The sequence below is a fragment of the Variovorax sp. efr-133-TYG-130 genome (assembly GCF_030208835.1).
Taxonomy (GTDB): Bacteria; Pseudomonadota; Gammaproteobacteria; order Burkholderiales; family Burkholderiaceae_C; genus Variovorax.
In genome coordinates this window covers 72,743-92,474 of sequence record NZ_JARVTD010000031.1, presented here as the reverse complement: position 1 = coordinate 92,474, position 19,732 = coordinate 72,743, and the positions used below count along the sequence as shown (strand labels likewise).

Annotated in this window: 19 protein-coding genes and 1 tRNA gene; 8 read left to right on the top strand and 12 right to left on the bottom strand. The window is 69.1% G+C overall.

The genetic code is table 11. From position 1 onward, the window contains the following. Positions 1-129: 129 nt before the first annotated feature. Together QRN67_RS25910 and QRN67_RS25905 are read right to left on the bottom strand one after the other, a co-directional pair. A complete protein-coding gene (locus QRN67_RS25910; protein ID WP_081271140.1) occupies positions 130-981 on the bottom strand; it encodes an AP2 domain-containing protein in 852 nt (283 codons plus the stop codon). A gap of 209 nt (positions 982-1,190) precedes the next feature. Beyond that, positions 1,191-3,890, bottom strand: coding sequence for a winged helix-turn-helix domain-containing protein (locus tag QRN67_RS25905; protein ID WP_285414170.1), 2,700 nt, complete (start codon positions 3,888-3,890; stop codon positions 1,191-1,193). Between the two features lie 138 nt (positions 3,891-4,028). Between QRN67_RS25905 and QRN67_RS25900 the strand changes: the two genes are divergently transcribed. The 3 genes from QRN67_RS25900 (at position 4,029) to QRN67_RS25890 (ending at position 7,249) form a co-directional block, all read left to right on the top strand. Further along, a complete protein-coding gene (locus tag QRN67_RS25900; RefSeq protein WP_285414169.1) occupies positions 4,029-4,811 on the top strand; it encodes an SDR family NAD(P)-dependent oxidoreductase in 783 nt (260 codons plus the stop codon). Between the two features lie 32 nt (positions 4,812-4,843). After that, on the top strand, positions 4,844-6,022 hold the full coding sequence (locus QRN67_RS25895; protein ID WP_285414168.1) for an acetyl-CoA C-acetyltransferase: 1,179 nt from the start codon (positions 4,844-4,846) through the stop codon (positions 6,020-6,022). 66 nt (positions 6,023-6,088) lie between these two features. Continuing rightward, positions 6,089-7,249 (top strand): GGDEF domain-containing protein, encoded by a 1,161-nt coding sequence (locus tag QRN67_RS25890; RefSeq protein WP_285414167.1) that lies wholly within the window; start codon positions 6,089-6,091, stop codon positions 7,247-7,249. 46 nt (positions 7,250-7,295) lie between these two features. Here QRN67_RS25890 and QRN67_RS25885 read toward each other — a convergent pair whose 3' ends face one another. Both QRN67_RS25885 and QRN67_RS25880 read right to left on the bottom strand, forming a co-directional pair. Continuing rightward, on the bottom strand, positions 7,296-8,093 hold the full coding sequence (locus QRN67_RS25885) for a phosphodiesterase (protein WP_285414166.1): 798 nt from the start codon (positions 8,091-8,093) through the stop codon (positions 7,296-7,298). A gap of 50 nt (positions 8,094-8,143) precedes the next feature. Then, a complete protein-coding gene (locus tag QRN67_RS25880; RefSeq protein WP_285414165.1) occupies positions 8,144-8,815 on the bottom strand; it encodes a nitroreductase in 672 nt (223 codons plus the stop codon). A gap of 123 nt (positions 8,816-8,938) precedes the next feature. On the opposite strand from QRN67_RS25880, the gene QRN67_RS25875 reads away from it, so the two are divergent. Beyond that, positions 8,939-10,579: a 3-(methylthio)propionyl-CoA ligase gene (locus tag QRN67_RS25875; RefSeq protein ID WP_106936784.1), complete on the top strand. Its 1,641-nt coding sequence runs from the start codon at positions 8,939-8,941 to the stop codon at positions 10,577-10,579. Positions 10,580-10,763: 184 nt separating this feature from the next. Here QRN67_RS25875 and QRN67_RS25870 read toward each other — a convergent pair whose 3' ends face one another. From QRN67_RS25870 to QRN67_RS25850, 5 genes are all read right to left on the bottom strand, one after another. Next, complete coding sequence (locus QRN67_RS25870) at positions 10,764-11,249, bottom strand: hypothetical protein (RefSeq protein ID WP_285414163.1); 486 nt, start codon at positions 11,247-11,249, stop codon at positions 10,764-10,766. Between the two features lie 186 nt (positions 11,250-11,435). Then, positions 11,436-11,921: a copper chaperone PCu(A)C gene (locus QRN67_RS25865; protein WP_081271115.1), complete on the bottom strand. Its 486-nt coding sequence runs from the start codon at positions 11,919-11,921 to the stop codon at positions 11,436-11,438. A 41-nt stretch (positions 11,922-11,962) separates the two neighbouring features. Then, positions 11,963-12,574: an SCO family protein gene (locus QRN67_RS25860; protein WP_285414162.1), complete on the bottom strand. Its 612-nt coding sequence runs from the start codon at positions 12,572-12,574 to the stop codon at positions 11,963-11,965. A gap of 125 nt (positions 12,575-12,699) precedes the next feature. Then, positions 12,700-13,101, bottom strand: coding sequence for a DUF2946 family protein (locus tag QRN67_RS25855; protein WP_285414160.1), 402 nt, complete (start codon positions 13,099-13,101; stop codon positions 12,700-12,702). Positions 13,102-13,167: 66 nt separating this feature from the next. Then, positions 13,168-13,244 (bottom strand) — tRNA-Met (locus QRN67_RS25850). Between the two features lie 146 nt (positions 13,245-13,390). Here QRN67_RS25850 and QRN67_RS25845 point away from each other — a divergent pair. Both QRN67_RS25845 and QRN67_RS25840 read left to right on the top strand, forming a co-directional pair. Continuing rightward, positions 13,391-14,056: a sigma-70 family RNA polymerase sigma factor gene (locus tag QRN67_RS25845; protein ID WP_081271113.1), complete on the top strand. Its 666-nt coding sequence runs from the start codon at positions 13,391-13,393 to the stop codon at positions 14,054-14,056. Beyond that, positions 14,053-15,255 (top strand): hypothetical protein, encoded by a 1,203-nt coding sequence (locus QRN67_RS25840; RefSeq protein ID WP_285414159.1) that lies wholly within the window; start codon positions 14,053-14,055, stop codon positions 15,253-15,255. The genes QRN67_RS25845 and QRN67_RS25840 overlap by 4 nt, the downstream gene beginning before the upstream one ends. A gap of 31 nt (positions 15,256-15,286) precedes the next feature. Here the strand turns inward: QRN67_RS25840 and QRN67_RS25835 are convergent, their stop codons facing one another. Beyond that, complete coding sequence (locus QRN67_RS25835; protein WP_285414158.1) at positions 15,287-16,066, bottom strand: enoyl-CoA hydratase; 780 nt, start codon at positions 16,064-16,066, stop codon at positions 15,287-15,289. Positions 16,067-16,163: 97 nt separating this feature from the next. Between QRN67_RS25835 and QRN67_RS25830 the strand changes: the two genes are divergently transcribed. Together QRN67_RS25830 and QRN67_RS25825 are read left to right on the top strand one after the other, a co-directional pair. Continuing rightward, positions 16,164-16,499, top strand: coding sequence for an SMR family transporter (locus tag QRN67_RS25830; RefSeq protein ID WP_093130430.1), 336 nt, complete (start codon positions 16,164-16,166; stop codon positions 16,497-16,499). Positions 16,500-16,560: 61 nt separating this feature from the next. Then, positions 16,561-17,145 (top strand): DUF2325 domain-containing protein, encoded by a 585-nt coding sequence (locus QRN67_RS25825; protein WP_285414154.1) that lies wholly within the window; start codon positions 16,561-16,563, stop codon positions 17,143-17,145. Here QRN67_RS25825 and QRN67_RS25820 read toward each other — a convergent pair whose 3' ends face one another. Together QRN67_RS25820 and QRN67_RS25815 are read right to left on the bottom strand one after the other, a co-directional pair. Further along, complete coding sequence (locus QRN67_RS25820) at positions 17,146-18,996, bottom strand: M61 family metallopeptidase (RefSeq protein WP_285414152.1); 1,851 nt, start codon at positions 18,994-18,996, stop codon at positions 17,146-17,148. It lies immediately after the preceding gene. Next, the gene (locus QRN67_RS25815; protein ID WP_081271109.1) at positions 18,996-19,718 is read right to left on the bottom strand and encodes a DsbC family protein; all 723 of its coding nucleotides are present in this window, start codon (positions 19,716-19,718) and stop codon (positions 18,996-18,998) included. The genes QRN67_RS25820 and QRN67_RS25815 overlap by 1 nt, the downstream gene beginning before the upstream one ends. Between the last annotated feature and the right edge of the window lie 14 nt (positions 19,719-19,732).

The following is a 19,732-nucleotide window of genomic DNA, read 5'->3' as shown; positions in this document are numbered from 1 at the left end:
CACTGCTGTTGGCGGGCTCCCCGAACTGCGCGGCGCTCGTCGGCGCACGCATTTGCCCGCTATTCTGGCCGAAGCGGCATGGCGATCCGGCGAAACCGCACGCCCGGCCTGCCCGCCGCCGCCGAAGCCTCACAGCCGGACCTGCCCTGCCTCAGGCGCGCCGGCGCCCGCCGTGCCTTGCGAACGCGCTTCCTGGCGGTAGGCGATGGGCGCGATGGCGGTGTCGGTGCGCACATCGGTGGCGGCGCGGGTGCGGCCGCCCGACAGCTTGGCCTCGAGCTGGCGCTCGCGCTCCGCGATGGCCAGGCGCTTGGCTTCCTCGGGCCCGTGTTCCTTGATGGAGAACGCCTTGCTCACGCTGCCCTTGCCCGCCGTGTAGGTGATGGCGAGCCAGTAGCCCGGGTGGCCGACGTTGGGCGCCTTGAAGTGCACGCCGCTCACGCCGCTGGAATTGGTGCTGCGCCGGATCTCGGACTTGGAGCGCTTGGGCGACAGCAGTTCGGCCGGCAGCCTGTCCTGGCTCTTGCGGATCGACTCCTCGGCCGGATGCAGGCGGGCCAGGCCCGACATGTGTTCCAGCTGCCGCGCGCGCTCCTGTATGGCCAGCGCCTGCGCATCGCCGCCGGCGGCATCGACCGGGAAATCGGTGCGCAGGATCTCGTTTTCTCCAAGATAGGTCTTGGCGACCCATGCCCGCACCCGGCCGCCCGACGCGACCTGGCAGAACACGCCCGACACGCCGGTGGTGTTGTTTGCGCGCAGCTTCTCGGCCCGCGTGCGCCGCGCGACCGGGGGGAAGCTGCGCACGATCTCGTCGCGCCAGGCCTGCGCCTGCAGCAGGGCCTGCTCCTCGCTGCCGTAGCTGGCGCGGCCGAACTGCTTGTAGAAGCGGTTGCCGTTGCGCACGATCGACACCTCGAAACCCCAGGCGCGTGGGGCGATGCCATACATGGGGGCCGGGTTGGGGATTCCTTTGGGCATGGTGGCTTCGCTCCTGTCGCTCTGTGTGTCGATGACTCCCTGCGCGGCCTGCCGCATTCGGCCGGACGCTGCGCTTCCGCCGCCGCGCCGCACCATGGCAACCGCGGCAGCAGGAAGGCTCTGATCTCTCTGAGGGAATGCTATGGACGGCCAGAGGCGGGCGGTATCACCGGAATCCGTAGTATTTGTAATACCACCGGTGGCGCTGCCTACCGGATCACGCCCAGCCGCCGCGCGATCGCCACCGCCTGCGTGCGGCTCTTCGCGTCGAGTTTCATGTTGATGTTGCGCAGGTGCGTGCGCACCGTGCTGTCCGACACGAACAGCTTCTCCGCCATCGCGCTGTTCGAATACCCCTCGGCCAGCAACTGCAGCACCCGGATTTCCTTGCGCGTGAGCGGCTCCTTCATCGCGTCGGCGCCGGATGCGGGCGCATCCGCGTCGGCCGCCGGCATCGGGCCGACGAGCTGCAGCAGGCGCTGCAGGTAGTCCGCCAGGATCGGGTCGCCGCGCGCGGCGGGCGCCTCCTGCGCCGACTGCGCATAGCGGTGCACCAGCGCGCCGACGGCCGGGCCTTCGTCGAGGATCAGCCGCACGAAGCCTTCCTGGCTGGCGGCCTGCAGCACGGTCTCGAATTCCTTGACGGCGGCCGACGCGTCGCCCGCGGCCTGCAGCGCCAGCGCGCGCAGCACCCGCAGCTTGAGCGCGCGGCGGTTGTGCGCCACGGCCAGCGCGGCATGCAGTTCGGTGTCGAGCGCCTCCAGCGCGGCGCGCGCATCGCCGAAGGCGATGTCCCAGCGCGCCCGCGCCAGGGCCATGTAGTCGAGGTCGTGCGCCGGCAGGCGCTGGCGCCTCTCGCGTTCCCACAGCGCGGGGTCGTCGGCGCGGGCCAGTTCGTCGCGCGACGCGGGTCCGTTGCCCTGCAGCAGCAGCATGCGCGAGCGCTCCAGCTTGGCGCCGGCCACCACGCGCGGCAGCTGCCGGTGGTGGCCGAGGTATTCCAGCTCGGTCAGCGCCTGGAACGCAGCGTCGATGTCGCCCGCGTGGAACGCCAGCCGCGAGCGCATCACGTGGCTCAGGATCATGTGGTCCGGCAGGCCGACGTCGCGCGCCAGCGGCAGGTACACGTTCAGCAGGTGCTCGGCCTGCACGAGCTGGTTGGTCTCGTACACCGCGCCCGCATACAGCACGCCGGCCCAGGCGTTGCCGTGGCTGTGGTTGTACGACACGGCATGGGTGGAGTCGACCGCCATGCGCAGCCGCGCGGTGGCCTGCCGCAGCCGCCCTTCGTGCAGGTCGAACAGGCCGGCCAGCGACTCGGTGTACATGCGGTTGAAGGTGCTGCTGCCGCGCTCGCGCGCGGCCTCCAGCATGCGGCGCGCCTCGTGCTGGTCGCCGCGCACCGCGAGGATGTGGGCCATGCCGTTGAGCAGCACGCTGTCGGCGAACGGCAGGCCGGTGGGCAGTCGCGCCAGGCTCTGGCGGCCGGCTTCGTAGGCCTCGTCGTGGCGGTCCTGCATGGCCAGCAGCAGCGGCACCAGCGTGTGGGCGCTCGCGCGCACCTCGGGGATGGGGCTTTCGAGGCAGCCCGACTGATCGAGCATGCGCATCGCCTCCCACGGGCCGTGCGTGAAGCAGGTGGCCCACAGCGCGATCGGCTGCAGGAACGGATGCTCGCGCAGCTGGTGTTCCGGAATGGCAGAGAACCAGCGCGCCAGCATGCGCATGCGGCCCTGTTCGAGGAACTGCGCCGCGTAGCTGTCGAGCAGCGCCAGCGCATACGGATGGTCGCCGCCCTCGATGGCGTGGTCGATGGCGGGCACCGGCCGGTCGTGCGACTCGTACCAGCCGGCGGCCGCGAGATGCAGCCGCGCCGTTTCGCCGGGCTGCTCGTGCGCGAGCCGAGCGCGCAGGAAGTCGGCGAACAGGCTGTGATAGCGCCACGCGCCGCCGTTTCCGCCATCTCCGCCGTCGCCGCTCACCGGCGTGAGGAACAGGTTGGACGCGGCCAGCCGTTCCAGGATGGCCGCGCAGTCGGCGCGCGGGCACAGCGCCTGGCACACCGAGGCGTCGAGCTGCCGCAGGATGCTGGTGCGCAGCAGGAAGTCGCGGATGTCGGCCGGCTGGTGCGCGAGCACGTCTTCGGCCAGGTAGTCGGCCACGGCGCGGTCGGAGCCCGAGAAGCGCTCGACGAAACCGGTCTCGGTGCCGTGGCGCTCCAGCGCCATCGAAGCCAGCCAGATCGCTGCCACCCAGCCTTCGGTCTTGCGATGCAGCTGCGAGAGCAGGTCGGCGGGCAGCGCCTGCATCGCCTGGTTTGCATGCGCCATGCGCAGGCCGAAGAAGGCGCTGGTTTCCTCCAGGCTGAAGCGCAGCCGGTCGGTGTCGATCTCTATGAGCTGCCCGCGCGCGCGCAGCCGGCCCAGGCCCAGGTCGGGCAGGCCGCGCGAGCCGATCACGATCTGGCCGCGGCGCGGCAGGTGCTCGACGATCTCGCGCACCAGGCCGAGCACCGCCGGCTCCTGCACCACCTCGAAGTCGTCGAGGAACAGCGTGAACGGCGCGTCGTGCGCGGCCAGCGCGGCCACGGCGTCGAACGGCCCGTTGGCGCGCGGCTCGTCCACGCCCAGGCGCTGCGCGGCTTCGGCCAGGCAATCGAGGAAGCGCGACACGTCGTTGTCGGCGCGGTCGAGCGTGAGCCAGGCGGTGGCGATGCCCTGCGCCTCCATGCGCTCGCGGATCTGCGCCATGGCCGTGGTCTTGCCGAAGCCGGCCGGCGCGCGCACCAGCACCAGCTTGACGGCGGCCGCGGCGATCTCTTCGCGGATGGCGGTGCGCGGCACCTGCGTGGCGTTGGCGGCCGGCGGGTTGAGCTTGGTTTCGAGGATGCGGGGCGTGGGAGGCGACATCGGCAGGCGGTCAAGGGCGGTTGGCGCACCGGAGCCCGAACGGCCCGGATTTCCGTCGTTTCCGACGATGCCGCCGCCGATTCTGCTTCCTAAACTGGCCCGCGGAAACCGCCACTTACCCTGCAAGGACCGCATCTCATGCAACTCGATTCCAGCATTGCCGCCGTCGTCACCGGCGGCGCTTCCGGCCTCGGCGCCGCCACCGCGCGCCGCCTGGCCGGCCACGGCGTGAAGGTCGCGCTGTTCGACCTCAACGCCGAACAGGGCGAGGCCCTGGCCAGGGAACTGGGCGGCGTCTTCTGCAAGGTCGACGTCACCTCCGAAGAGCAGGTGGACGCGGCCTTCGCCAAGGCCCGCGCCGCGCACGGGCAGGAGCGCGTGCTGGTCAACTGCGCCGGCACCGGCAACGCGGTGAAAACCGCGAGCCGCGACAAGGCCAGCGGCGAGATCAAGCACTTTCCGCTCGCCAATTTCGACCGCATCATCCAGATCAACCTGGTGGGCACCTTCCGCTGCATCGCCAAGTCGGCCGCCGGCATGCTCACGCTCGGCATGCTGCAGGACGGCGAGCGCGGCGCCATCGTCAACACCGCCTCGGTGGCCGCGCAGGACGGGCAGATGGGCCAGGCGGCCTACACCGCGTCGAAGGCCGGCATCGTCGGCATGACGCTGCCCATTGCGCGCGACCTGATGGCCGAGGGCATCCGCGTCAACACCATCCTGCCGGGCATCTTCGACACGCCGCTGCTGCAGGGCGCGCCCGACAACGTGAAGGCCGCGCTGGCGGCGTCGGTGCCGTTCCCCAAGCGGCTGGGCAACCCGGCGGAATACGCGACGCTGGCCGAGCTGATGATTACCAACGGCTACTTCAACGGCGAAAGCGTGCGGCTCGACGGGGCCATCCGCATGGCGCCGCGCTGAGCCCGCACCACCCACGAACACAGGAGACTTTCATGCCCGAAGCATTCATCGTCGCCGCCGCGCGCACCGCGGGCGGCCGCCGCAACGGCCGCCTGGCCGGGTGGCACCCGGCCGACCTTGCCGCGCAGGTGCTCGACGCACTGGTGGAGCGCACCGGCGCCGACCCCGCGCTGGTCGAGGACGTCATCATGGGCTGCGTCGGCCAGGCCGGCGAGCAGGCGGCCAACATCGCGCGCAACGCTGTGCTGGCGTCGAAGCTGCCCGAGTCGGTGCCGGCCACCTCGGTCGACCGGCAGTGCGGCTCGTCGCAGCAGGCGCTGCACTTCGCGGCGCAGGCCGTGATGTCGGGCAGCATGGACATCGTGATCGCGGCCGGCGTGGAGAGCATGACGCGCGTGCCCATGGGCCTGCCCACCACGCTGCCGCTGAAGAACGGGCTGGGCTTCTACGTGAGCCCGCAGATGGCCAGGCGCTACCCCGACGTGCAGTTCAGCCAGTTCACCGGCGCCGAGATGATCGCCAGGAACTACGGCATAGAGAAGGCCGAGCTCGACGCCTACGCGCTGCGCAGCCACCGCAACGCCATCGCCGCGACGAAGGCGGGCCACTTCGAGCGCGAGATCGTGCCGGTGGCCGTGCGCATGGCCGACGGCACCGAGACCGGCGAACTGCACACCGTCGACGAAGGCATCCGCCACGACGCCACGCTGGAGAGCATCGCCGCCGTCAAGCTGATCGCCGAGGGCGGGCGCTGCACCGCCGCCACCGCCAGCCAGATCTGCGACGGCGCGAGCGGTCTGATGGTGGTCAACGAGCGCGGCCTCAAGATGCTGGGCATGCAGCCGCTCGCGCGCATCCACCACATGAGCGTGATGGGGCACGACCCGGTCATCATGCTGGAGGCGCCCATTCCCGCCACCCGGCGGGCGCTGGCGAAGGCGGGCATGAAGATCGGCGACATCGACCTGTACGAGGTCAACGAGGCCTTCGCGCCGGTGCCGCTGGCCTGGCTGCAGACGCTGGACGCCGACCCGGCGCGGCTGAACGTGAACGGCGGCGCCATCGCGCTGGGCCACCCGCTCGGCGCGTCCGGCACCAAGCTGATGGCCACGCTGGTGCATGCGCTCGGCCAGCGCGGCAAGCGCTACGGGCTGCAGACCATGTGCGAGGGCGGCGGCATGGCCAACGTGACCATCCTCGAACGGCTCTGAGCCGCGCCGGAGGCCTTGGGGCGGCTTCCCGGAAGGCAATGTCAACATAATCAATAATCTCGCCCCATGGGCGCATTGCCATCCCTTCTCGACCCCCGTTCCGTCATCGTGCTGGCCGGCCTCATGGGCGTCATGATGGCCCTGGTGATGTTCTTCATGCGGCGCAGCTACCCGGCCAGCATCCGCGGGTTGAGCGAATGGGCGCTGGCGCCGCTGCTGGCTTTCACCAGCACCATGCTGTTCGCGGCGCGCGACTACCTTCCGGACTTCCTCACGATCGTGGTCGCCAACGTCGTGCTGTTCCAGGCGTGCATCCTGTATTACTCGGGCAGCCAGAAGTTCCTGCTGGGGAGCAGCGACACCCGGGGCTGGACGCTGCTGAACGGGTTGATAGGGCTGTCCATGTTCTGGTTCAGCACCGTCAAGCCCGACTTCGAGGCCCGCCTGCTGATCGTCACCTTCGCGGTGTCCTTGCTGTTCTTCGCGCATGCCCTGCTCTACCTGCGCCACCGGCCCCGCGTGTTCGGCCAGCCGCTGATGATCGGCCTGCTGCTGGCGCAGGCTGCGGTGGCGGCGCTGCGCTTCGTGTCGGTGGTGCTGGGCATGGCCGGCAGCAACCTGATGGACGGCAACTGGATCCAGTCGCTCTACATCAGCATGTATTCGTTCTCGGTGCTGCTGCTGTCGATCTCCGTCATCCTGATGGCCACGGACCGCGTGCACACCGAGTTCGAGTACCTGGCCACGCGCGACTCCCTGACCGGCGCGCTCAACCGCCGCGCGCTGCTCGATGCCTGCCGCGGCGCCTTCGCGTCCGACCGTCGGCACATGGCGCTGCTGATGGTGGACCTGGACCACTTCAAGGACGTCAACGACCGCTTCGGCCACCAGATGGGCGACAAGGTGCTGCGCGAGGCCGTGCGGCGCATGCAGCGGGCGGTGGGCGACGCCGGCGTGCTCGGGCGCTACGGCGGCGAGGAGTTCGTGGTGCTGCTGCCCGGCACCGGCCAGGTCGAGGCCATGGCCATCGCCGCGCGGCTCAAGCAGGCCATCGCCGAGCCCTTCGGCGCCGACTCCCCCATGGCCGAGGTCGGCTCCATCGCGGTGAGCATCGGCGTGGCCGCGAACGACGGCGGCCGGGGCGTCGACGAAGTGCTGGCGCGCGCCGACGCGGCGCTCTACAAGGCCAAGGCGATGGGGCGCGACCAGGTGATCGCGGCGGCCTGAGGCGCGGTGGGCAGCGCGGCGCAGGATGCCCGCTTCACCAGATACCTCACGCAAACGGATACGGCCCCTCCATCGCCCCGACGTGGCTCACATGGCTCACCATGCCATGCACCTCGTCCCACAGATGCAGCATGCAGCCCGGCCGCCCTATGTAAGAGGCCGGCGCCGCACCGTCCGCGAGCCGCAGTGCGATTTCCGTCGTGCTGCTGGGGCAGGAGCACACGACCGTGCCCGCCCAGCGCCGCAGCATCGTGCGGTGCACATGCCCGCACAGCACGCGCTCGATGTTGTCGAAATCGCGCAGCACGGCTTCGAGCGGGGCGGGGTTGGCGTAGCTGTAGGTATCCATGTAGGGAATGCCGCTGGCGAAGGGCGGGTGGTGCAGCATCAGCAGTGTCGGCTTCGCGCGGTCGGCCTCCAGCGTGCGCCGCAGCCATGCGAGGCCTTCTGCGTCGACATCGCCGTGGTGCAGGCCGGGAACGCAGGAGTCCAGCGCCACGATGCGCACCGCATGGTCGTCGATGCAGTAGTGCATCGGGCCTTCGGCCGGCAGGTAGGCGTGGTCCGCGAAGGCCGTGCGGAAGTTCTCGCGGTGGTCGTGGTTGCCGGGAATCACGAGGCAGGGAATGGCCAGCTTCGACAGCAGTCGGCGCGCCTGCGCGTATTCGTCGGGCCGGCCTTCGTCGACGAGGTCGCCGGTCAGCAGCACGAGCTCGGGCCTGCGGTCAAGGGCGTGCAGATGGTCGATGGCTTCCTCGAACATCCGGTTCGAATCGGCCACGCCCTGGTAGAGCTGGCCGGCGGGGCGGATGTGCGGGTCGGAGATCTGGGCAATGAGCATCATCGGGCGCTTCGTGGAGTACGCCCGGCGGCAAGCAGGTTCCGTTCCTCGGCTCAGATGCCCGTGAACTCCGCCACTTCATCGAGCGGCGCGCGCTCGGTCACCAGTGCGTCGAGCGGCCTGCTCCTGTCGGCGTAGCCGATGGCCATGCCGGTGAAGAGCATGCGCTCGGGCGGCAGTTCGATGAACCGGCCGATGGTCTGCGGGTAGATGGCCCAGCATTCCTGCGGGCAGCTGTCGAGCCCTTCGGCGCGCAGCAGGAGCATCACATTCTGCAGGAGCATGCCCAGGTCGGACCACTGCGGCGGCCCCATGCGGCGGTCGACGGTGCAGAACAGCGCGAGCGGCGCGCCGAAGAACTGGTAGTTGCGCGCGAACCATTCGCGGCGCGCGGACTTGTCCTCGCGCGGGATGCCCAGGCGTGCGTACATGGCCTCGCCCACGGCGAAGCGGCGGTCGCGGTAGGGCGCGACCAGCTCGCGCGGGTAGATGTCGTACTCGCTGCCTTCGCCGCCGGGTGCCTCCTGCACGCGGGTGCGCATGATGGTTTTCAGCTCCGACAGCCTGTCGCCGCCCACCACGTGCAGGTGCCACGGCTGCAGGTTGCCGCCCGAGGGCGCGCGCAATGCCTGCGCGAGCACGCGGCGGATGACTTCGCCGGGCACCGGCGTGTCGAGAAAATCGCGCACCGAGCGGCGGGTGGCGATGGCGTCCTGAACGTTCATGCAAGGGTCCTCTTGAAGATCGATGCTAGGGGCAACCCTTGAACGCCCTCAATCGTCCGTTCCGACGATGCGGCGCGGCACGGCGGCTGCCTAGCATCGCCCCAGCGTACAGGAGACAAGACCATGTTCGGATTGATGCAAGACCGCCCGCTGCTGATCTCGTCGCTGATCGATCACGCGGCCACCTTTCACCCGCGCGCCGAGATCGTCGGGCGCACCGTGGAGGGGCCGGTGCACCGCACAAACTACGCGGAGATACAGCGCCGCTCCAAGCAGGTGGCCAATGCGTTGAAGACGCTGGGCATCGAGCCCGGCGACCGCGTCGGCACGCTGGCCTGGAACACGTATCGCCACCTGGCGCTGTACTTCGGCGTGTCGGGCTCGGGCGCGGTGCTGCACACGGTGAACCCGCGGCTCTTTCCCGAGCAGATCGACTACATCGTCAACCATGCGGAAGACAAGGTGCTGTTCTTCGACACCACCTTCGCGCCGCTGGTGGAGAAGCTCGCACCGGGCCTGAAGTCGGTGCGCGCCTTCATCGCCATGACCGACCGCGCGCACATGCCCGCCATCGACGTGCCGAATCTGCTGTGCTACGACGAACTCATCGGCGCGCAGAGCGAGGCCTACGCCTGGCCCGAGTTCGACGAGCGCACCGCCTCTTCGCTCTGCTACACCTCGGGCACCACCGGCAACCCGAAGGGCGTGCTGTATTCGCACCGCTCGACCGTGCTGCATTCGCTGATGGAATGCGCGCCCGACACCTTCGGCGTCAATTCGCAGATGACGCTGCTGCTCGCGGTGCCCATGTTCCATGCCAACGCCTGGGGCATGCCGTATGCAGCGGCGATGGCCGGCGCGAAGCTGGTCATGCCCGGCCCGCACATGGACGGCCAGAGCCTGTACGAGCTGATGCGCGACGAGAAGGTCGGCTTCTCGCAGGCCGTACCCACCATCTGGCTGATGCTGTTCCAGTACTTCGACGCGCATCCTGAAATCGACACCCGCGCCATCGGCCTCAAGCGCATCGGCGTGGGCGGCGCCGCCACGCCGCGCAGCATGATCGAGCGCTTCGAGCGCGACTTCGGCGCCGACTTCGTGCAGGGCTGGGGCATGACCGAGACCAGCCCCATCGGCGTGATCGGCAACCTGCTGCCCAAGCACCTGTCGATGCCCAAGGAAGAGCAGCTGCGCGTGAAGATGCGCCAGGGCCGCGGCGTGTGGGGCGTGGAACTGAAGATCGTCGGCGAAGACGGCCGGCGCCTGCCGCACGACGGCAAGGCCTTCGGCCACCTGCATGTGCGCGGACCATGGATCGCGAGCGGCTACTTCAAGAGCGAGGGCGGGCCGGTGCTCGACGCCGAAGGCTTCTTTCCCACGGGCGACGTCGCCAACATCGACGAAGACGGCTATGTGCAGCTGGTCGACCGCGCGAAGGACGTGATCAAGTCGGGCGGCGAATGGATTTCCTCCATCGACCTCGAGAACACGGCGAGCCTGCACCCGGCGGTGGCCGAAGCGGCCGTGATCGGCATCGCGCATCCGAAGTGGCAGGAGCGGCCGCTGCTCATCGTGGTGAAGCGCGCCGGGGCGGAAGTGACACGAGAGGAACTGCTCACATTCCTTGCGGAGCGCGTCGTGAAATGGTGGCTGCCGGACGACGTGGTGTTCGTCGACAGCCTGCCGCACACCGCCACCGGCAAGCTGCTGAAGACGAAGCTGCGCGAGCAGTTCAAGGGTTACACGGCGACGACATCTGTTTGACGGTTTGATGACTTGTTCGATTTTTCTGTGGACAACTCTGTGGGTTGTGCGGGGAGTCGGATCGGCGGAGCAAGCATCGGCGTGGGTTCCCGCCACGTTGCCTGTTGAATAGGCAGCCGCGCGCCCAGCCGTTGGCGCCGACCGCTTGCGGCGCCGGTTGGCCGGAATTCCAGATGCCGCGCAATCACCTGGTCGCGCTTCGCGCCAGATGCGCCCGGCCGAAAGGCGTGATGCGCTTGATCACCGCCAGCCCCTGCGGCTCGCCGTCGGCGGCCTTCCATGTGAGCGCCGGGCCGATGACCGCATCGACGAAGCCCGCCTGCTTCAGTGCCTCCACGCAGCCGATCGCCTCCCTGTCCTGCACCCGAAGGGGGAAGGCCGAACTTTCTATGGCGCGAAGGTAGTCGAGCGGCTCGAGCCTGGCGTTCGATGCCTTCTTCGGCGATGCGCTGCTGCCGTTGCCCTCGCCGCCGCGCAGCCGGTCGATCTCGGCATGTCCGTCGTCGGTGATGCAGATCACCAGCGCGTCCTGCGCCAGCCTGTAGCTGCCCTTGCCGGTGTCGTAGGCCGGGTCGATGGCGGCCTCGATGAGGCCGGTCGCCTTCAGGACGGAGACCCGGCGCACATCCTGCGCGCCGGTCACGTGCATCGGCAGGCGAGCGTTCTCCAAGTGGAGCAGGTAGCTGAGCGGCACTGAAAACCCCCGTATGCACCTCCCTCGGGCATCCGGCCCACGAAGACGCCGGCCGGGGAGGGGATGGTTTGTCAATATTTATTAACAATTCTTGTGCGTCCCGGGGGCGGGCGCCATCACCGAAACAGGGTAGTTCCTTCAGCCGGTCCCGCGCCGGGGCGCTCAGTGCTTGTGCCCGCCGTGGCCCGCCGCCGGCTGCGCCGACGCATTCAGCGCCCGCACCGGCGCCTTCACCTCCACCGTCTCACGCTTGCCGTCCTTGCCCTCGAACACCAGCGTGAGCGGCACGGTGTCGCCTTCTTTCACCTGCTGCTTGAGGTCGAGCAGCATCACGTGATAGCCGCCGGGCTTGAGTTCGACGGCCTTGCCGGCCGGCAGGTCCAGCGCGGCGATCTGGCGCATGCGCATCACGTTGTCCTGCATGGCCATCTCGTGCACTTCGACGACCGGCGTGACGGGCGAGCTGGCCGACACCAGCCTGGTGTCCTTTGCGGCGCTCAGCTGCATGAACGCGCCGGTGGCTTTCTGCTGCGGCACGGTGGCGCGCACCCAGGCGTCCTTGACGGTGACTTGCGCGTGCGCCGCATGCGCGGTGAGCAGCAGCGCTGCGCTGGTGACGGCGAGGATGTGTGCAATGCGGTTCTTCATGGTCTGGATCTCCTGGGATTTGATTTGAATGGTTGAAAAGGTCAGGCCTGCAGGATCTTGCGCAGGTCGTCGGCGCATTCCTGCGCGCTCTGCTCGTGGCGCAGCACGAGGCGGATCTTTCCCCTGGGGTCGAACACGTAGCTGAAGGCCGAGTGGTCCATGGTGTACGAGGAGCCGGTGGGCACCTTCTTGTAGAACACCTTGAACTCCTTCGCGGTGTCGCTGGTCTTCTGCGCGTCGCCATACAGGCCGATGAAGCTCGGATCGAAGGCCTCGGTGTAGGCCTTGAGCACCACGGGCGTGTCGCGCTCGGGGTCGACGGTGACGAAGATCACCTGCAGCCGTTCGCCGTCTGTGCCGAGCAGCCGCCTGATCTCCGCGGCGCGCACGAGCGCGGTGGGGCATACGTCGGGGCATTGCGTGAAGCCGAAGAACATCATCACCGCCTTGCCCTTGAAGTCGGCCAGCGTGCGCTCGCGGCCGTCGGGGTCGGTCAGGCGGAAGTCCTGCGCGTAGGTGGCGCCGCTGATGTCGACGCCGTTGAAGCTGGCGGGCAGCACTTTGCCGTTGTCGCAGCCGGCGAGGGCCAGGGCCGCAAGCGCGGTGCCGCCGGACAGCAGCAGGCCACGGCGTGAAAGGGTGGAATGAGTCATGGATAAAAGCTCTCTGGCGCCCGGACGCGAGCGCCGATCGATGCGTTGTGCGGAGGACCGCGATGCGACGAAGCCAGCCCTCAGGCGGCGGCATCACATGCGCGGACGAGCGAAAACGGGAAGCGTCAGGAGAGCGAAGGAGGGCCGCGCGCGGGCGGGGGTGTCGCTGTGCCCACGGCGACGTGCGCGGCCGGAACCGGCTGCACCGCATGGCACGGCGGCAGGAGCACGGGAAGTTCGACCGCGGGCGTCGCGGGCGGTGCGCCTGCCAGCACGCACAGCGGGCAGTCCATGTGGCCCATGCCCAGCTCTTGCGCGCCGTCGTCGGTATGCACGATGGCCTTGACCGACCCGGCGCTCGAGCACACCAGCTCCACGGACTGCGGATGCACCACCGGCGACGCGATGGCCGCGCCGAGCGACAGCGCGAACCACAGCAAGACCCAGCGGATCAGGCCCGCGCCGGGACGACGCAGGCCTGCGCGGGCGGCAGGCAGGGTCGGTGTGGCGCGGAAGGAGGCGGGCATTGCCGCCGATTATCCTTCGCCAAGAAAAAAGCCTTGCAAGTCAATGACTTGCAAGGCTTATATTGTTGGTGGCTCTTCACGGACTCGAACCGCGGACCTGTGGATTATGATTCCATCGCTCTAACCGACTGAGCTAAAGAGCCGTTCGGCATTGTTTGGTGCCGAGCCCAAAATTATAGCCCAGCTTTTTGCCCGAGTTCAACAGCCTGCTGGCCACCCGAGTCGATTTTTGCAGGCTCTAACCCCGAAGCCGCTCGTCGCCCGTACAAGCCCGGGTGAAAATCCTCCGATGTCCGCGCTTCCCCGCGCCCCTTCCGCCGACAGCGCCACCGAGCGACAGGCCATGCCCGACGACCAGTTGATGCTGGCCTACGCGCAGGGCGACGCCGCCGCGTTCGACGTGCTCTATGCGCGCCACGAGGGCGGGCTGTTCCGCTTCGTCAAGCGGCTGCTGGGCGCGCGGCTCGCGGCGCAGGCCGACGAGGTGTTCCAGGACACCTGGGTGCGGATCATCTCGGCGCGCGACAGCTTCTCGCCGCAGGGCGCCGCCTGGCGCACCTGGGCCTTCACCATTGCACACAACCTTGCGATGGACCGCCTGCGCGTGAGCGGACGCGAAGTGGCGCTCGATGCGCATCCCGACGACGACGGCGATCCCGTGCCCACGCTCGAGCGCGGCGTGCGCGGCGCGATGGACGCTGCCGCGCATCCGTCCGCCGAGGAGCTCGCTTTCTGGCGCGCCGCCGGCCGCCGGCTGCTGGCCTGCCTGGACGAGCTTCCGAGCGACCAGCGCGCCGCGTTCCTGCTGCACCACGAAGACGGCCTGACCGTCGAGGCGCTGGCCGCGAGCCTGGAGATCGGTTTCGAGACCGTGCGCAGCCGCCTGCGCTACGGCCTGCAGAAGCTGCGCGGCTGCATGGCGCGTTACCTTGCGGTGCTGGAGCAGCGGGCATGAGCGGCAACGGCACCACCGGTTTCGACCGCGACGATGAACGCGACCTGCGCGACCCGGCCCTGCGCCGCGCGCTGGACCATGCACCCGACAGCGACGCAACCCCCGACCCGCGCACGCGCGATGCCATCCTGAAGATGGCGCACAACCTTGCCGCCACCGTGCCGGCCGCGAAGAACGCCGCTGCCAACAGCGCGAGCGCCGCGCCGTGGTGGCGCCGCGTGTTCGGCGGTGGCGGGGAGCCGCGTTCGCGCATGCCGTGGAATGCGGCGTTCGCCACGGTGCTGCTGGCGACTTTCGTGACGGTGCTGTGGCATCGCGAGCCGGTGCCGGATGCACAGCTGGATGGCGAGGCACGCGTTGCCGGCGCTGCAGCGCCAGCGGCGGCACCACCTGCGCCTGCGCCCGCTCAACCGGCGGCCGAGGCCGCGCCTCCTGCGGAACCGCCGCTGGCTGCCGCGCCTGCGCCTCGACCGGCATCGCCGCCATCTGCTGCCGCCAAAAAAGCGCCCGCCGCCGAACAGAAACAAGCGCAGGCCCGGCGCGATGCCGGCGCGGATGCCGTTCGCCGCCCCGCGCCGCCATTGCAGGCTGCCCCAGCGCCAGCGCCAGTCGCGCCGGCGCCTGCATCGCCTTCAGCCGCAGTGGCTGGGCAGGCCGCTCCTTCGCGCAGCGACGAGCAACGTGAAGAGCGCTTGGAAAACGAACGCCGGCGTGCCTATGCGGCGGAGGCTCCGGCGCCTGCCGCAGCGCCTGCACCGGCCATCGCGCCGCCGCCACCGCCGCAAGGCGACAACGCGAGTGCAGACGCCTCCGGCGCGCTGCAGCGCGCCCCCGCTCCGCGCGCTGCAGTACCCAAGTCGGTCCTGCGGGCAGAAGGCCCGGCGGGCTTCACTGCGCTGGACAGGTGGACGTCCTTCAGCTTCACGGGCTCAGGCGCCGAAGTGCGCCACGCGCGCGGCGACATCGAAGGCTTGCCCGCGCTCGTTGGCACCGTGGCCCGTTCGGCGACGGCGCCCGGGGAAGCACTCGCCGCGCCGGTCGAGGCGCGTCTTTCGCTCTATCGCGGCAGCACGCTGGTCGCCGTGCTGGAGATCGCCGGCGGCCAGGTGCGCTGGACGCCGCAGCCCGGCGGCACCGCGCTGGTCGGCACGCCGCCCGCGCAGGCGCTCGACGCGCTGCGCGCGCTGCTCACGCGCTGACCGGAACGCATCCGGCCGCGCGCATCCGCCCTCAGGCGTTCTTGAAGTCCGGCTGGCGCTTGTTCAGGAAGGCGTCCATGCCTTCCTTCTGGTCCTGCGTGGCGAACAGCGCGTGGAACAGCCGGCGCTCGAACATCACGCCGTCGCTCAGGCCGCTCTCGAAGGCGCGGTTGACCGATTCCTTGGCCGCCATCACCGAGATCTGCGAGAAGCCGCAGATGATCAGCGCCGCGCCCAGCGCCTCGTCGGCGAGCTTCTCGAAGGGCACCACGCGGCTCACGAGGCCGGCGCGTTCGGCTTCGGCCGCGTCCATCATGCGTGCCGTGAGCACCATGTCCATGGCCTTGCTCTTGCCCACCGCGCGCGGCAGGCGCTGCGTGCCGCCGGCACCGGGAATCACGCCGATCTTGATCTCTGGCTGGCCGAACTTCGCGTTGTCGGCCGCGATGATGAAGTCGCACATCATCGCCAGCTCGCAGCCTCCGCCCAGCGCGAAGCCGGCCACTGCGCCGATCACCGGCTTGCGGATCGAGCGGATGATTTCCCAGTTGCGCGTGATGTAGTCGCCCTTGTAGGTGTCGATGAAGCTGTACTTCGCCATCGCCGCGATGTCGGCGCCGGCCGCGAAGGCGCGCTCGCTGCCCGTGAGGATGATGCAGCCGATGGCATCGTCCGCATCGAAGGCCTTCAGGGCCTGGCCCAGTTCGGTCATCAGCGCGTCGTTCAGCGCATTCAGGGCCTTCGGGCGGTTGAGGGTGATGATGCCGACCTTGCCTGCTTCGGTCCGCACTTCGATGTTTTCGTAGCTCATGGTGTCTCCGGGGAAGGGGAAGAAAAACGCGCTTCACTATACCCAGCATGGCCGGCGCGGGTGGCAGGGCATGGCGAGTTCCCATAGAGTGCCCGCCATGAGTTCCAACTATGCCTACCTGTTCGTCGCCATCGTGGCCGAAGTGATCGCCACCAGTTTCCTCAAGGGCTCGGATGGTTTCACGCGGCTGTGGCCCACGCTGGCCTCGGTGGCCGGCTACGTGGTCGCGTTCTTCTTCCTCTCGCTGACGCTGCGCACCATTCCGACCGGCATCGCCTATGCGATCTGGTCGGGCGTGGGCATCGTGCTGATCTCGCTCGTGAGCTGGCTGTGGTTCGGCCAGAAGCTCGACGGGCCGGCCATCGCGGGGCTCGGGCTGATCATCGCGGGCGTGGTGGTGGTGAACGTGTTCTCGAAGTCGGTTTCGCACTAAGCACCAAATGGACTTCAGTTGAGAATTGCTCTCATCTAGAATGCCCGCCATGGAGTTCCCGATGCAAGAACATGCCGTGTTGCTGCGGGCCTATGCCCGGGCCCAGGAGCGCTGCTCGCGCCTGCTGGCCGAGCAGGCCGCGCTGGTCGAAAGGCTCGAGGCGCAGATCGTCCGTTTGCGCGGCGCACTGGTGGCGCGCGATTCGGCCGTTGCCATCGTGCGCGAGGAGCTGGCCGCGCGTGCCGCCGCGGGCGGGGCGCTGCCCAAGCGGCTGAATGCGCTGCTGTCGCCGGGCAGCCGGCGCCATCTGCGGCCGTCCCGGCCGCAAGCGCCCGCCGATCTGCGCGAGAAAGCCGTGCTGTGCGTCGGCCATGAAGACCAGGCGCGGTCGCTCGCACGCCAGCTGGTCGAAATCGCGGGAGGACGCTACCTGCACCACGACGGCGGTGCCGACGCGGACGATCCCGCGCTCGAAGCCAGCCTGCGTGCCGCCGACCTGGTGATCTGCCAGACCGGCTGCGTGAGCCACGGCGCCTATTGGCGCGTGCAGGACCACTGCCGCAGGACCGGCAAGCCCTGCGTGCTGGTCGGCGAGCCGCAGCCGATGATGTTCGTGCGGCACCCGGCCGCGCCGGAAAACGCCTAGCTAGCCGGCCAGCCAGCCCGCCGCCTTGGCGGCATCGTGCGCGAACAGGCGCCAGGTGGTCGCGTTGGCCGGCAGCGCGAGCGGCAGCCTGAGCAGCTTGCGGTCACGCGCGACGATGGCCGTGAACTTCGTCGCATCGCCCAGGTACAGCGCGAGGTCGTCGAGCTTGGCGATGCGCCAGGCTTGCGCCGGCCGCTGCTGGCCCTTCCGGCCGACAGCAGGCAGCTCGATGCCGATCCACTCGTCGTTCGCCGAAAAGCCCGCCTTCTCGGCCGCACCGCCGCGCAGCACCACCTTGACCTGCACGCTGCCGCTGGTTTCGGCCACGCGCAGGCCCAGCACCTGCGCCTGCTGCGACGGGTCTTCCAGCGTGGCGACGCCGTGCGCGCGCAGAAGCTGCGCAAGCGGAAGCTCCTCGGTCGAATGCACCCAGCGCGCGAGTTCCGCCGCATACGAGCGGCCGCTCACGGCCTCCAGCGCGGCCGCGAAGTCGGCTTCGCTGATCGGCCCGCCGCCGCTGTGCGTCCACAGGTGGCGCATCACGTCGTCGAGGGTGCCCTTGCCTTCATGGCGCAGCGTGAGGTCGAAGCACAGCGCCACCAGCGCGCCCTTGGTGTAGTAGCTCACCGTGCTGTTGGGCGTCTGCTCGTCCTGGCGGTAGTACTTGACCCAGGCGTCGAAGCTCGCGTCGGCCACCGGCTGCACGAGGCGTCCCGGCGTCTGCATGACCTGGTTGATCGTCTTGTTCAGCAGGCGCAGGTAGGCCGCGTCGTCGATGCGGCCGGCGCGGCGCAGCAGCAGGTCGTCGTAGTAGCTGGTGAAGCCCTCGAAGAACCACAGCAGCTGCGTGTAGTTTTCCTGGCTGTAGTCGTAGCGCGCGAACTCGGCGGGCCGCATGCGCTTGACGTTCCAGGTGTGGAAGTACTCGTGGCTGATGAGGCCCATCAGCGTGGTGTAGCCCTCGGGCTGCTTTTTCTTCTCGCCGCGCTGCGGCAGGTCGCGGCGGTTGCAGATCAGCGCCGTGGAGTGGCGATGCTCGAGCCCGCCGTAGCCGTCGTCCACCGCGTTGAGCATGAACACGTAGCGGTCGATCGGCAGCTTCGGGCCGCCGCGCTTGCCGGCCTTGTCGCCGTGCCAGAAGCGCATCTCTGCTTCGCAGATGGCCTTGGTGTCGGCAATGAGCCGGTCGCCGTCGAACGAGGCTGCGGCGCCCGCCACCACGAAGCGGTGCGGCACGCCGCAGGCTTCGAAATCGGCGCTCCAGAAGGCGCCCAGCTCGACCGGGCTGTCGGCCAGCTCGTCGTAGTCGGCGGCGCGGTAGCTGCCGAAGCCATGTTTGTCGGTCTTGAGCGGAACCAGCGCGGTGGCGCAGGACCAGCGCGCGGCATCCTCAGGCAGCACCGGCGCGACGATTTCCAGCGCATGCGGCGCGTCGGTCTGGCCTTCGACCCGCAGGCACACGCTGGTGCCGTTGAAGAAGCCGCGCTCGGCGTCGAGCCAGGCGGTGCGCACCGAGTTGTCGTAGGCGCAGACCTGGTAGTTCAGCACCAGCGGCTGGCCGGGCGCGCATTCGACGAGCCAGCTGCATTTGTCGAGCTGCGTCAGGGTCGGCTTGCGGCGCCCCTGCGTGGCGCGCAGGCCCTGCAGGTTCTTGGCGAATTCGCGCACCAGGTAGCTGCCCGGAATCCACACTGGCAGCGACACGCGCTGCTGCGCGGCGGGCGCGTCGATGGTCAGCGTCACCCCGAACAGGCGCGCATGGAGATCCGCGCATTCCACGCGAAAGCGCACGCCGGCTATGGGCACGGCGGTAGCGGCGGTACTGCGCCGCGCAGGAGCCTTCGTCGCCATCAGCTCGACGAAGCGGCGAGTTGCTTCTCGACCTGCTCTGCGGGAATGGCGCCGGGCGTGCGGGTGCCGTCGCTGAAGATCAGCGTGGGCGTGCCGGTGATGTTGTACTTGCGGCCGAACTCGACGTTGCGCTGCAGCGCGGTCACGTCGCAGCTGCTGGGCGCGGTGGCGGGACGGGTGCTCGACTCCATCCAGTCGCCCCAGGCCTTGCCCTTGTCCTTGCTGCACCAGATGTCGCGCGACTTGATGTTCGAATCGGGGCCGAGCACGGGGTACAGGAACAGGTACACGGTGACGTTGTCGACCGTCTTCATGTCCTTCTCGAAGCGCTTGCAGTAGCCGCAGTTCGGGTCTTCGAACACGGCGAGCTTGCGCTTGCCGTTGCCACGCACGATCTTGATCGAGTCCTTCAGCGGCAGCTGGTCGAAGGCGACGGCGCTGAGCTTCTCGACCCGTTCCTCGGTCAGGTTCTTGCGCGACTTCACGTCGATCAGGTTGCCCTGGATCAGGTAGTTGCCCTGCTCGTCGGTGTAGAAGATCTGCGAGCTGTTCACGCGCACTTCGTAGAGGCCCGGAATCGGCGACTTCGACACTTCGTCGATGGCGGGGAACTGCGGAATGCGCGCCGGCAGGTTCTTGCGGATCTCGGCTTCGCCGGCTGTGGCGGCCACGACCGCGCCCAGCGTGCAGGCGGCGAGTAGGAGGTTGCGTGCGAGTGTCATCGGGAGATCCGTTG